The sequence below is a fragment of the Cellvibrio sp. KY-GH-1 genome (assembly GCF_008806975.1).
Classification (GTDB): Bacteria; Pseudomonadota; Gammaproteobacteria; order Pseudomonadales; family Cellvibrionaceae; genus Cellvibrio.
The window spans coordinates 3500371-3513624 of the sequence record NZ_CP031728.1; the positions used below are offsets into that span (position 1 = coordinate 3500371).

Sequence of the window (13254 nt, forward strand, 5' to 3'; positions counted from 1 at the left end):
GTATGCAGCTTTTACCGGCATTACGGTAAAAACTGCGGTTGCAGGCAATAAATAAATCATACCCTTTAAAAGCAAAGAGACGTGCGATGCATATTTTTTACAACGAAATCCCAAGTTAGCCCTAAGCATAATATTCTCCTGTTGTATATGTTGTTTCCTTTCGCGAAAAGGCAGGGAATAGTACTCCCCGTAACAACACGCATCCATGCACTTAAGTGCCAACATGAAGATTTATGTAACCGTTCTCACACCCAGTAGTTGTAGTCAATTTCCTACAAATAATGTAGAGATTAACAACTATGCCCACAGGCGTGAATTGGGTGCAGCTTAAGATGTATGGGCATCAGGCTGAACGCACTGATTTAGATAAACATATCCAGCACCAAAACACCGATCAGCCCAGCGACACCAATAATTGTTTCCATTAGCGACCAGGATTTAAAGGTGTCTTTCAAACTTAAATTGAAATATTCCTTGTACATCCAGAAGCCGGAGTCGTTAACGTGTGAACACATCAGACTGCCTGCACCGATGGCGAGCACCATTAAGTTGGGATCAGCGCCGGTCAGTGGAATGATGGGCGCAACAATACCTGCCGCTGTTAAACCTGCAACAGTAGCAGAACCCAGCGCGATGCGAATGACAGTTGCTATTAACCAGGCGAGGATGAGTGGATTGATATCAATATTTTCCAATGAGTGCGCGAGCTGATCGCTAACGCCACTCACCACCATTACTTGTTTCAGTGCGCCGGCACCGGCAACGATTAATAAAATTACGGCGATATCTTTAATTGCATCGCCATAAATCGCCATGACTTTGCTAATACTCATGCCCTGCTTTACTCCCAGGGTATAAGTAGCAATTGCCAAAGCCACCATTAATACCAGCATGGAATTGCTAATAAATTTAGTGATAGGTGCTTGCGCTATGGGCGCTGGCATGGCGTAAACCGCAATGCTGCTTAACGCGATTAATAACACTGGCAACAATGCCGTGATAAAACTGTTTGCGATGCCGGGCAATTTTTCTGCAGGCAAATCGGTCGGTTTGAAGGTAGCGAGTGGCACACTGTGAATGCTTTTCAGCGTCGAGGAAAAAATGGGACCGGCGAGTATCATCGTCGGTATGGCGACCAAAAAGCCATAGAACAAGGTAGTCCCCATATCCGCGCCGAATTGTGGAATCAACGCAACTGGCGATGGATGTGGCGGTAGAAAACCGTGGGTTACCGACAGCGGCGCTAACAGTGCAATACCCAAATAAACCGCCGGTAATTTGGTTTGGTGCATCACTGAAAACACCAGCGGCACCAGCAATACAAAGCCCACGTTGTAAAACAATGGAATACCGACAATAAAACCGGTAAGCATGAGTGCCCAGGTAATGTAATTTTTCCCACACCAGCGCATTAAGCTGCTGCTGATTTGCTGCGCCGCACCCGATTCTGCCACCAGCTTTCCAAACATGGCGCCCAAGCACAAAATAATTGCCAGCGAGCCGAGCATTGCACCAATGCCCGCTTCGATAGTGCCGGGAATTTTATCCAGCGGAATTCCCAACATGACCGCCGCGCAAATGGAGGAAACCAAAAACGCCAGGAAGGGATTGAGTTTTACCCCAGTGATTAATACCACCAGAATTAAAATTGCAATAACGACTGCAGCTATGGCCATGACTAGTCCTATTTTTAATTATTGTTTAATTGATAGACCGAGTCTGATTTCTATGGTCCCTTTACGACACGCCGTGAACCCATCCATGGGGGCTTGTCGTCGACGCCCCTGTCTCCGACAGTCGTAAAGGGACCAGAGACACCAGCCTCTCAACACTTCGAATAGAGTAAGGAAAACAATTATCAGGTTGTGAAATTTAACAGTATTTAACCGGCATCTATTACTTAAAGTTTTCTCGCCCTAAATTTCCGCCCCTTCAATTTTCCATCTGACAATTGTTTCAAGGCAGCACGAGCAATACTGCTATCTACCGCTACGTAGGCCGCAAAATCAAACATATCAATTTTGCCGATTTTCTCAAATGGCAGGCCAGCGTCTTTGGTGAGCGCGCCGATAATATCCCCGGGGCGCAACTTATCTTTTTTACCACCATCAATATTGAGCGTAACCATGTTAGGCGAAGGTAATGATTTTTTATCACCGTGCGGCAAGGCTTCAAGATTAATGGATTGCCCCATATAATCTTCCAGTCGATTAATTTTATGCACTTCTTTTTGCACCACCAGATTCAACGCCAGACCGGATTCACCTGCGCGCCCGGTGCGACCAATGCGATGTACGTGCACTTCGCTGTCGCGCGCCAAGTCCACATTAATTACCGCATCCAAACCTTTGATATCAATACCGCGCGCAGCTACATCCGTGGCAATTAATACGGAACAACTTTTATTGGAAAAACGCACCAGAACCTGGTCACGTTCTTTTTGCTCCATATCGCCGTGCAGCGCTAACGCACTAACACCTTCATCGCGCAGATAATTCAATAAATCATCACAACCCTGTTTGGTGTTGCAAAACGCAATAGAGCTTACGGGATGAAAGTGGGCTAATAACGTTAATACCGCCGGGTGAGTTTCATCGCTTTCGCGCAACTCATAAAAATGTTGTTCGATCTGCTGTTGATCGTGAATGGTTTCCACCTCAATCATTTGCGGATTTTTTTGGCAGCGCGCGCTGATTTTTTTAATGTTGTCGGGATAGGTGGCGGAAAACAATAAGGTCTGGCGATTTTCATTACAGGCAGCCAGCACTGTATCTATGTCATCCGCAAAACCCATATCGAGCATACGATCAGCTTCATCCAATACCAATTGATTAATGGTACCCAATTGCAACGTGCCTTTGCGAATGTGATCCACAATACGGCCGGGCGTACCCACCACAATATGCGCACCGCGCTCCAGTGACCCAATTTGCGGACCAATCGACACACCGCCGCAGAGCGTGAGAATTTTTACATTGTGCGTGAGGCGCGCCAGGCGACGCAATTCTTTCGCCACTTGATCGGCCAATTCACGCGTGGGGCACAGCACCAATGCCTGCACACCAAAAAAACGCACATTTAATTTTTCCAATAGCGCAATACCGAACGCCGCCGTTTTTCCGCTGCCAGTTTTTGCCTGGGCAATAATATCCTCACCGCGCAAAATTTGCGGCAAGCTTTCTGCTTGAATCTGCGTCATCTCCTTGTAGTCAAGCGAATCCAGATTGGCGAGCATGGCTTCGCTCAGCGGCAGTGATGAAAATGAAGAAGCAGACATAAATTCACTCAAATAAAATAGAAAAATTAAATACGTTTAAGCAAACCGAGCGTTTTGATTAACGGCAGTGCTTCAAACATTCCGGATTCCTGCGCAAGCTTCCAGATTTCATAAGGCGGGCGGCCACCATCGGCAGGATTGGGAAATACATCATGGATTGCCAGCCAACCACCGCGCATTACCTGGGGAGCCCAGCAACGATAATCATTGAGTGCTGCCTCCATACTGTGGCCGCCATCAATAAATACCAATGACAAAGGTGTAGCCCAAAAACGCGACGCCAATACCGAAGGTGCGACAATAGGAACCACAGTTTCCTCGAGTTGCGCGCGCGCCAGGGTGTGGCGAAATTCGCGAAAGCTATCCAGTTTGCCAAAGGCTGCATCATAGAGTTCGGGATCGTGGTATTCCTCGCCCAATTGGTGCTCTTCTGAACCACGATGGTGATCTACCGCATACAACACTGATCCCGCCTTTTTACAGGCCGCACCCAGGTACACAGTGGATTTGCCGCAGTAACTGCCTATCTCCAGGCAGGGGCCAAGGTTCGCGCTCTGCAAGGCATATTCATACAGGGCGCGACCTTCCTCATCATCCAGAAAGCCTTTGACTGTCTCTATGGCAATTGGCAGCATCATGTTTCTCACTCATAATCGTAAACCGAATTCTAACAGACGCAGGACTGCCATGCGCCGCAGTAATACGCCTTATCTGGTCAAAAAAATCTACAAAACCATTAACCAATGGTATATCACCCGCTTTATCGCCCCGCAATTTGATAGCCTGGGCAGCATTCCTGAGATTGCGCACCCACGCAGCCTGGTAATTTTTGGTCGCAACATTCACTTGGGAAAATATGCGCAGATTATTTGCGCAAGCGATAATTGCGTGCGCTTTACCAGCTGGCCCAGCAAACAAAGCGATGCCGAAATTGTGCTGGGTGATTACTGTTTAGTTGCGCCCGGCGTGCGCATTTCTGCTGCGCAATCAATTCGAATTGGCGATAACTGTATGCTCGCCGCTAATGTCATTATTAGTGATAGTGACTGGCACGGAATCTACAATCGCATTCGCCCCTTTCGCTGCACAAGGCCGGTGATTATTGAAAACAATGTGTGGCTGGGCGAGCGAGTGATTGTCACCAAAGGCGTCACCATCGGCGAAAACTCCGTCATTGGTGCCGGGGCAATAGTTACCAAAAATATTCCCGCTAATTGTGTCGCCGCCGGCAACCCGGCGCGGGTGATTAAAACCATTAACCCTAACCGACGCATGTTAAAACGCGAATTATTATTTAGCGATGCCGAGCATTATTTTTATAATCAGGATCAGCTTGATAAATATATGCTGGGCAATAACGGCTGGTGGAATTGGCTGCGTAGCTTATGGAAGCCCACGCAGCAAGATTAGTTGGCACACACGAGAATTGAAATGCGCAATTTGATCGGTCCAACACATTTGTACAGCCCGCCAATCGACAACCTCGCGCATTTGGGGTTTCGCAGTTTTTTGCCGCACCCTTATTTGCAAACCTGGGTACAACGTTATTGGATCGCACGGCAACCACGCATTCCTGAACAGGGCTTTGTAGAAAAGCTTTATCCTGATGGCGGCACCAATATCAATTTTCGTTTTATTACCAATCAATTGCCTGAAGTAAGTTTCAACGCATTCCAAACACTGAGCACCATGAAATTCACCAGCAGTGTCGATTTAATGGGTATACGTTTTCATCCCGGCGGCGCCTTTCAATTATTTGGTTTGGACATGCCCGGGTTAATGGGCAATGTGTACGACACTCAGGATCTGGATACCGATATCAACAATCAACAGCTACTGGATTTGCGCGATCAATTAAATAGCGCAAACAACATCGCCGCACGCATTGGTTTGATTGACGATTGGCTACTGCAGCAGGCGGCACAATGCATGGCACAAGCAGGTCCAATACAACAATTGTTGCCGCACTTACCAAGTGCAGATAATTCCATTGAGACCATGAGCGCGCAGGTAAATTTGAGCCGCCGTCAACTCGAGCGACGCTTCCAGCAAGAAGTTGGGTTGACGATGGTGTACGTCAAACAGTTGCAACAAATTAAAAAAGCACGCCAGTTAATTAGCGCCAATCCTGAGCGCCCATTGGTAGACGTCGCCCATGAAGCCGGCTTTTACGACCAGGCCCATTTCAATCGCCAATTCCAAAGGATTAACCAGCAAACACCAGGGCAATATCGCGACAAAAAGCGTGCGCAGAAAATTCCTCACAAGAAACCCAATTAACGAACCACTCATCCCGGTAAGATGTCGCAAATATACAATCCAGATTAAAATCCGTCCGACACAATGACTCCCACACCCTAACCAAGGAGTCTATTATGAAAGAACGTATTGCCTACCAAACCACCTACCAACTACAACCCGCGCTGGCTAATTCACTAATTGATCTGGGTGAAGCCGCCGCACAGAAAATCGACGTATCTCTGGTGCATTTGGTAAAACTGCGTGTATCGCAAATCAACGGTTGCGCATTCTGCCTGCACATGCATGTCAACGCCGCACGTAAAGATGGCGAAAAACAAAGCCGTTTGGATGTATTGCCAGCGTGGAAAGAGGTTCCTGTTTTTTCTGCACGCGAGCGCGCGGCGTTGGCTTGGTCAGAAAAACTGACGTTGCTTGCCAACAAGGAGGTGCACGATGAGGATTATCTGGCAGTACGCGAACAATTTTCAGAAGAAGAAATTGTCAATCTGACAGCAATTATAGTTGCTATTAATGCATGGAACCGAATCGCTGTTGGCTTCCACTTCTTGCCCGTTATCAAGGATTAAAAAGCCGCCCATAACCGGATAAATAGTAATGCCGGTTATGCGCACCCTTTCAGTTTTGCCTATTATCAGTGACGCGGTTCACAGTACCAATTCCGATTGCAACCAGAATTTCTTCTTCCGCATGGCGGGAAAAAACCTGGCACTCACAAACAACCTGCCGCGACCCTACATGAATAGATTTTGCTCTGGCAACAATTTTTTCACCTACGGCAGGGCGCAAATAATTTATTTTTAGTTCGGATGTCACACAGTCGCGAATTTCCGAGGCAGCTGCATAAGCCAAGCCGACATCAATCATATAACTGATTACACCACCATGGACTGCGCCGTAATTTTGTTTAAATTCATCCCTGACATCCAATGATAAAACAACATCTCCCTTTTCCGCTTTTTCAAATTTTGTTTCCATCAAACAACTGAATGGCTGCTGCGACAAACTCCACCTTCCCAACTCCAACAGATCGCTCATATCGCCTTACTTCCTTTAATTAATAAACAAACGTTACGTAGACAAATTATGCAACACTATTTATGATAAAGAAACCTTTATGATAAGTGCATAAAGACAGGGAGAACGTTATGTACTGTTTATGCTCCAACAAATCTTTCGATGAAATCATCGCAAACCAATCGCAGGAACGTCTGCCGCTCAATGAATTCTTCCAAACATTTACCAACTGCACCACAACAGGTTGCGGCTCTTGTGTGGAGCTATTGACCGCTGAACTGGCCGACAACGATCTGTTAATCCACAACGCTGACTAAAAGAGGGACCTATGCTTTTCTCAAAAATATTCATTGATATGGAAAATGCCCGCTGGAATCTTTCCAAAGATATTCCCTGGGATAAATTCAATGCAGACAGGCTGAGTGATCGTCAATTGCACGGAATCAAGATGAATGCATTATTGGAGTGGGCTGCCGTACCTGCTGTCGAAATGTTTTTACGGGACAACCCGAACGATCCGGATTTCGCTGCGTTTATTTCAATATGGTTTTTTGAGGAACAAAAACACAGTCTTGTATTATTGGAATACCTGCGCCGCTTCGCTCCTGACTTTGTACCCACCACAGAGGAACTTAACGAAGTCAATTTTGAATTTGATCGCGCCTCACCATTGGAATCCCTTGCACTGCATTTCTGCGGTGAGACGCGCTTGAACCAATGGTATCGATGTGCCCACGAATACCATGATGAACCGGTGATAAAACATATCTATACAACACTGGCAACGGATGAAGCGCGCCACGCACGTGCCTATTTTCAATATATGCAACGCGCAATCCAAAAATATGGAGACACGGCGAAATTACATTTTGCAAAAATTGGTGTATTGATGACGAATGCGCGCTTGAATCCGGCGTTACACCCTACCAATTTGCACGTCAACAAAGAGCTATATCCAAGGGATACAATCACCAGCCGCCTTCCAGATCCTGAGTGGCTCAGCCGTTGGCTGGACAATGAAATAAAATTTGATATTGAATGGGAGAATAAAGTTGAGCAGGGAATTCTCGGAAATCTGTCTGCTTTACTCTCCCAAAAATTTGAATCCTCTGCCGATTTGCGACAGTATAGAAAAAAATTGGAGATAGTTAGCAGTAATTCAGCCAGGAAAGAAATAGAAACTTGCCCTGCATAAAACAATGGCTCGCTAAAGATCTACTGCTATTCGGAGCAACGCAGCAACAGAAGGGCCATCCGTAATCTCTCCGCGTTTCACCATCGCAATGGCTTCTTCAAGCGGAACTTTACTATATTCAATATCTTCCGTTGCTTCCAATTGCTGCTGTCCTGCATATAAGTCACGGGCAATGAAAATAATACAGACCTCATCCGTAACTGAATTGGATAAATGCACGGTCATTAATTCTTGCCAGCTATTTGCTTGCAATCCAACTTCTTCTTCCAATTCCCGCTTGGCCGCATTTAATGGAATTTCACCGTGCGGGCAACCGCCTTCCGGAATTTCCCAAGTGTATTGATTGAGCGTATAGCGACTTTGTTTTACCAGCCAAGTATTGCCATCATTATCAATGGGCACAACACCAATCGCGGTATTTTTAAAATGCACCACGCCATAGATACCATCTGTACCTTTGGGTGTAATGACTTCTTCGTGGGACACTTTTATCCAGGGATTTTCATAAACGGTGTTAGCGGTTTTGGTTTTCCAACCGCCGGGTTTTTCGGCCAGGTATTTTTCGCTCATAGTTAATTCTCAATGCTTTATTTCAACACAATATGAATCAGTGTTCGCGCATCAATAATTGCTTTTCAACATCCAGGCACGCGGGTTGTGCGTGAAACCCAATTTGGGGTAATAGTCGTTCGCTTGCGGGGCGGAGAGCAATACCAGCATACAATCCGGTGCGGCTTGCGCCTGGGTTAAATCAATTAATTGTTTGCCAATGCCTTGTTGTTGATAATTTTCATGCACTACCAAATCGGCAAGATAAGTGACATACACTAAATCGCTTAATGCGCGCGCAATACCTACCAGCTTTTCCTTATCCCACGCAGTGATAACAATATTGGCATTAGCAATCATGCCCTGAAACACGTCGGGTTTATCGACAGGGCGACGCGCCCCCAGCGTAGACGATTTATATAATGCTATTACCTGATCAACGTCGAGCGCTGCATCGGTGCGGTATTCAATCGTCATAATAGAAACTCTTCAGTGCAGGCGATGCGGGTCAAGCTCGACATGAGTAATGCTTGGGCCAAGCATGATAACGCGACCGAAGTAACGATCAGATCCGCTGACTGTAAATTCAAAATAAAAGGCGCGCCACAGCGACAGCACACCACGATCATTGCGCTTGAACCAGATGCGCCGCAAATACACAGTTTCATCGAGCAATTGCACATCCATTTCCGCACAGCGCCGCTGCGCCGCAACAAATGCGCGCTCTTTTACGCGCAGCGCACCCCGCCAGTAGTAAATAGTCAGAATGATCAGAGTCAGCCAGAGAATGGATTGCAAATCGAACATGAAGCAGAAGCCGTTGCGGATAATAAAAAGTGATCGCCTGATTAAACCAGCGAAATAAATAGTGCAGAAAATATGAAAGCCCAAAACACTAAGGGGCGATTGATTACTCAATCACCCCTTAGTTGAAACTCGCACAGATTAGAGTGGAGTTACGTTTTCCGCTTGCGGGCCTTTTTGACCCTGGGTTACTTCGAAAGTGACCTTTTGGCCTTCTTTCAAGGTTTTACGGCCAGTGCCGTTAATTGCGCGGAAGTGTACGAATACATCGGCACCGCCTTCACGCTCAATAAAACCATAACCCTTGTCATCATTGAACCACTTAACAACACCAGAGACTAGATCTGACATAGTTTCCTCATCTTGCATCTAAAACGTCAGCGCAGCTGACCGAACAAAAAAACCGACTTTACTAAAAGCCAGAGTGAAATAGCTTGAAATAAAGCTATTGCTCAGGTCGTGGTACGTCCAAGTGTCTTGAGCAAGCGGTTGTCTTACAAAAGCCTAGTCTTGGGGCGGATCTCAATCTGTAGCGGATCAAAATTAAAGCACTTGGCCGCGCCGAGTCAAGCGCTTATCCATGAATTTGGCGAATATCGACACTTTTTGTAATGCTGTGTAACAGGGACACAATTAATCGGGCATTTTTGGATCATCATTCACAGAATTGCCATCATTTTGTGCAGATTTCGCGGCAGCTTTTCCTAATGTTTCGTGCAAAAAAAGGGCAAGCGGAATGACTGCAAATCCCAACATCATCACGTGGCGCTTAATACTTTGAAATTCATAACCTTGCTTAGCTAATTGGTAACAAGCAAGCGCCCATGCGGCAGCGGCAAAGTAACCCCAGCGATTATGCTGATAGCAAAACCAGGCAATTGCTGCTGTTACGGCAGCCAGAAAAAATCCGTACGCATTGGCAAAGGAAATAAAACCCGCAACAGCGGCAACTAATATCACCAACAAAAACCCATTTAAGACGCGCGCAACCACCATTACTTTTGACATAAAACCTTCAATATTAAGTGTTACTTTTCTACACCATTTGCGCAGAGCTACAAGGGTGAATTAATCCGAACTACTTTTATTTTTGCCGCGCCAGTCCTGATATTTTTTATGGACACCGCGTGTAAACGCTTGGGAATAATCTTCTAACAAGTCCACACCGACCAGTACGGCAATTACCACCAGCGATAATTTTATCGCCACCAGGTTGTAGCCTATGGCGATGACTACACCGATAGAGGCCAGCGCCCAAATAGTCGCTGCGGAGGTAACTCCCAGCACAAAACCATCGCGCGCCAACATAACGCCAGCGCCTAAAAATCCAATCCCGGTAATAACCTGACCAATAATACGCGAGGGATCAGTCACGACTTTTTCCGGGCCGGAAAAATGCGATGAAGCAAACAGGGAGGCGGCGATAAAAATATAGGTGCCCAAGGTAATCAGGGAGGAGGTACGGATACCGACCGGTTTGCCACGCAGCTGTCGCTCCACACCGATGATACTGCCACAAAGCAAGGAAGTTCCTATGGATGCCCAGTCAAAGGGCGCTATCTCAAGCCAAACATCTAATGATGCCATCTAAACCACCTGCAAACGCTCACTCACCCACAACGCACAGCCCCTTATTGAACGCCAAGGGCGGCATTAACAATAATTTTTTTAACTGCTGTTATGGAGTTTAGCTGTCGCATGCCAGTATTGCGTAACCAATTTACCGCCAATGATTGACTACCGAACAAGCGCTTAAAGGTTTCCATCGCCGCCATCATGCCCAGGTTGCCCGCCAGGCGTTTGCGCTGGTAGCGGCGCAGAATAGATTCATCGCTTAACGGCAAGGCTCGCACGAGTGCACGCTCAAGCTCCTCCGCTAGCGCAATTACATCCAGAAGGCCGAGATTGACACCCTGCCCGGCCAGCGGATGGATGTTGTGCGCGGCATCGCCCACCAACGCAATGCCCCGCTTGATGTAGCTAGTCGCGTGGCGCTGGCGCAACGGAATTACGTAACGTTTATCGCAGGTGCGAACATTGCCTAACCGCGATTCAAACGCGAGAGTTAGGCGCGCGCAAAAGGCTCCATCATCCAACTCCATCAACTGTTGTGCCAGCTCGTCATCTGCTGACCAGACAATCGAACACTGATGTGCATCACCATTATTTTGCAACGGCAAAAATGCCAGTGGCCCTGTGTGCATAAAGCGTTGCCAGGCAGTAAATTCATGCGGCTGTTCCGTGCGCACCGTAGTGATAATCGCTTGCTGACCGTAATCCCATTCGCGCGTAGAAAAGCCCGCTAATTCACGCACGCGAGATTTGGCACCGTCAGCCGCAACAATTAGTTCCGCACGCAACTCACTGCCATTATCCAAACGAATCTGCACCGCTGAATGTTGCTGCTCCAACGGGATTAAGTCTGTCACAGTCGCAGGTTGAATTAAGGTGATATTGGGTAACTGAGCCATACGTGCGCGCAGTTGGTTAACGATCAATGAATTTTCCACAATATGGCCGAGATGATTTTGCTGTACCTCGGCACAATCAAATTCAATGGCAGCAGTGCCTTCACCATCCCACACCTTCATTTCGCGATATGCACAAACGCGTGCGCGCACAATCGCATCCCAACATCCGATTTTACGCAATAGCTTTTCTGAGGCGTGTGTTAATGCCACAACGCGCGGATCAAAATTATCACCTGAAAAATGCTGCGCTTCACTGCCAGCTTCAATGACAGCAATACGCAGCTGCCGTGCACTGCCAGTTTGTGCAATAGCACACGCGAGAGAGGCGCCAACCAAACCAGCCCCCACAATAATTACGTCAAAAGTGGTACCCGGAGTTGTATTTGCAGTTGAACCCTCTACAGTTTCGCTCGCAGATTGGCTTGGCAGTAAGAGATTCTGTTTCCACTGAAACTGTCGCCCCGCTGTACCCATGGTTTGCGCGATAAACTGATCTTTCAGCAAAGGAAAATATTCAAGACTAAACAAGCCCAAATGACGCAATGCAATCAAGGGTAAATGGTCATTGGAAAAAAGACGCACCAGCTTATCGCTAAATTCGATCGTTAATTGTTGATCAAACGCCTGGCGATCGAGATAGGTTTGCAGCACTGACAAATCGCCAGGTGATAATTTATTTGCGATTGCACCGCGCAGCGTTTCTACCAAACACGCGCAATCGCGCAAGGCGAGATTAAACCCCTGTCCGGCTACTGGATGCAAAAAATGCGCAGCGTTGCCCAACAACACCACATGCGAACGAATTTGCTCTTCCGCCAACAACAATTGCAATGGGTAGGCATAACGCCTGGCAACACGAGTTAATTTTCCTACGCGAAAACCAAACCGCGCCTGCAGCTGCGACAAAAAATCCTCTTCGCTAGCCTGCAGGATTTTTTCTGCCTGATCCGTCGGCAAGGTCCAGACTAGCGCGGATTGTTGCGCGTAAATGGATTCACCTAACGGCAATAATGCAATCGGCCCCTGATCGGTAAATCGCTCATAGGCCACGCCAGCGTGAGGTTCGGAAAATTCCACATTGGTGATAATCGCCGTTTGACCATACTCGCGCACTTGCGTTGCAATACCCAGGTTACGCCGTACGGCGGAATCTCCGCCATCAGCCACTACGGCGAGTGCAGCATCAATAAAAAACTCCTGCCCATCCGCTTGCACCTGCAAACGTGCCGAGTTTTCCTGCGGAATTAATTGCACCACTTTCGCCGGTGCAAAACATTGAATAGTTTCCTGCGCTTGCAGGTGGCCAAGCAATACCTTGCCCAGCCACGCGTTTTCCACAACATAACCAACGGCATCAAGATTGTTCGCCGCTGCATCAATCAATCCACCGAGAAAATGCCCGCGATCAGAAACATGAACCTGAGCAATTGGCGTAATGTGCTGTTGCAACGTTTCCCACAGACCCAACTCGCGCAGAATTTTTGCTGTGCCGTAAGAGAGCGCGGTAGAGCGCGCATCAAAACTGGCTTGATAATGAATTTCATCGGCGCGCGCAAACGGCTGCGCTTCAATCAAAGCAATACGCAACTGCGGCTGACTCACCGCCAACATATTCGCCAGACTGGTGCCAACCATACCGCCACCGATGATGGCGATATCAAACGCAAGAATCTCAGACATGA

The 13254-nt window shown here is 47.3% G+C and carries 16 protein-coding genes; 5 read left to right on the plus strand and 11 right to left on the minus strand.

Features of this window, described 5'->3' with window-relative positions; genetic code table 11:
* Positions 1 to 362: 362 nt before the first annotated feature.
* The 3 genes from D0C16_RS14785 to D0C16_RS14795 all read right to left on the minus strand — a co-directional run bounded on the left by D0C16_RS14785 (position 363) and on the right by D0C16_RS14795 (position 3912).
* On the minus strand, positions 363 to 1676 hold the full coding sequence (locus tag D0C16_RS14785; protein WP_151033065.1) for a gluconate:H+ symporter: 1314 nt from the start codon (positions 1674 to 1676) through the stop codon (positions 363 to 365).
* A 224-nt stretch (positions 1677 to 1900) separates the two neighbouring features.
* A complete protein-coding gene (dbpA, locus tag D0C16_RS14790; RefSeq protein WP_151033066.1) occupies positions 1901 to 3277 on the minus strand; it encodes an ATP-dependent RNA helicase DbpA in 1377 nt (458 codons plus the stop codon).
* Positions 3278 to 3303: 26 nt separating this feature from the next.
* Positions 3304 to 3912: a class I SAM-dependent methyltransferase gene (locus D0C16_RS14795; protein WP_151034941.1), complete on the minus strand. Its 609-nt coding sequence runs from the start codon at positions 3910 to 3912 to the stop codon at positions 3304 to 3306.
* Positions 3913 to 3964: 52 nt separating this feature from the next.
* On the opposite strand from D0C16_RS14795, the gene D0C16_RS14800 reads away from it, so the two are divergent.
* From D0C16_RS14800 to D0C16_RS14810, 3 genes are all read left to right on the plus strand, one after another.
* Positions 3965 to 4687, plus strand: a complete 723-nt coding sequence (locus tag D0C16_RS14800; RefSeq protein ID WP_151033067.1) for a DapH/DapD/GlmU-related protein — start codon at positions 3965 to 3967, stop codon at positions 4685 to 4687.
* 21 nt (positions 4688 to 4708) lie between these two features.
* On the plus strand, positions 4709 to 5557 hold the full coding sequence (locus tag D0C16_RS14805) for a helix-turn-helix domain-containing protein (protein WP_151033068.1): 849 nt from the start codon (positions 4709 to 4711) through the stop codon (positions 5555 to 5557).
* Between the two features lie 95 nt (positions 5558 to 5652).
* A complete protein-coding gene (locus D0C16_RS14810; protein WP_151033069.1) occupies positions 5653 to 6105 on the plus strand; it encodes a carboxymuconolactone decarboxylase family protein in 453 nt (150 codons plus the stop codon).
* Positions 6106 to 6154: 49 nt separating this feature from the next.
* Here D0C16_RS14810 and D0C16_RS14815 read toward each other — a convergent pair whose 3' ends face one another.
* Positions 6155 to 6514: a PaaI family thioesterase gene (locus D0C16_RS14815; protein ID WP_225318694.1), complete on the minus strand. Its 360-nt coding sequence runs from the start codon at positions 6512 to 6514 to the stop codon at positions 6155 to 6157.
* 170 nt (positions 6515 to 6684) lie between these two features.
* On the opposite strand from D0C16_RS14815, the gene D0C16_RS14820 reads away from it, so the two are divergent.
* Together D0C16_RS14820 and D0C16_RS14825 are read left to right on the plus strand one after the other, a co-directional pair.
* The gene (locus D0C16_RS14820) at positions 6685 to 6870 is read left to right on the plus strand and encodes a hypothetical protein (protein ID WP_151033071.1); all 186 of its coding nucleotides are present in this window, start codon (positions 6685 to 6687) and stop codon (positions 6868 to 6870) included.
* A gap of 11 nt (positions 6871 to 6881) precedes the next feature.
* Positions 6882 to 7748 carry a ferritin-like domain-containing protein gene (locus D0C16_RS14825; RefSeq protein ID WP_151033072.1) on the plus strand — a complete coding sequence of 289 codons (867 nt, stop codon included), beginning with the start codon at positions 6882 to 6884 and terminating at the stop codon, positions 7746 to 7748.
* A 12-nt stretch (positions 7749 to 7760) separates the two neighbouring features.
* On the opposite strand, the gene D0C16_RS14830 is transcribed toward D0C16_RS14825, so the two are convergent.
* From D0C16_RS14830 to ubiH, 7 genes are all read right to left on the minus strand, one after another.
* A complete protein-coding gene (locus tag D0C16_RS14830) occupies positions 7761 to 8318 on the minus strand; it encodes an NUDIX hydrolase (RefSeq protein ID WP_151033073.1) in 558 nt (185 codons plus the stop codon).
* A 51-nt stretch (positions 8319 to 8369) separates the two neighbouring features.
* Positions 8370 to 8774 (minus strand): GNAT family N-acetyltransferase, encoded by a 405-nt coding sequence (locus tag D0C16_RS14835; protein WP_151033074.1) that lies wholly within the window; start codon positions 8772 to 8774, stop codon positions 8370 to 8372.
* Between the two features lie 12 nt (positions 8775 to 8786).
* A complete protein-coding gene (locus tag D0C16_RS14840; RefSeq protein WP_151033075.1) occupies positions 8787 to 9104 on the minus strand; it encodes a DUF3301 domain-containing protein in 318 nt (105 codons plus the stop codon).
* A gap of 138 nt (positions 9105 to 9242) precedes the next feature.
* On the minus strand, positions 9243 to 9452 hold the full coding sequence (locus D0C16_RS14845; RefSeq protein WP_191968498.1) for a cold-shock protein: 210 nt from the start codon (positions 9450 to 9452) through the stop codon (positions 9243 to 9245).
* A 282-nt stretch (positions 9453 to 9734) separates the two neighbouring features.
* On the minus strand, positions 9735 to 10109 hold the full coding sequence (locus tag D0C16_RS14850; protein WP_151033077.1) for a hypothetical protein: 375 nt from the start codon (positions 10107 to 10109) through the stop codon (positions 9735 to 9737).
* A gap of 60 nt (positions 10110 to 10169) precedes the next feature.
* A complete protein-coding gene (locus tag D0C16_RS14855; RefSeq protein WP_151033078.1) occupies positions 10170 to 10688 on the minus strand; it encodes an MgtC/SapB family protein in 519 nt (172 codons plus the stop codon).
* 44 nt (positions 10689 to 10732) lie between these two features.
* Positions 10733 to 13252, minus strand: a complete 2520-nt coding sequence (gene ubiH, locus D0C16_RS14860; RefSeq protein ID WP_151033079.1) for a 2-octaprenyl-6-methoxyphenyl hydroxylase — start codon at positions 13250 to 13252, stop codon at positions 10733 to 10735.
* Between the last annotated feature and the right edge of the window lie 2 nt (positions 13253 to 13254).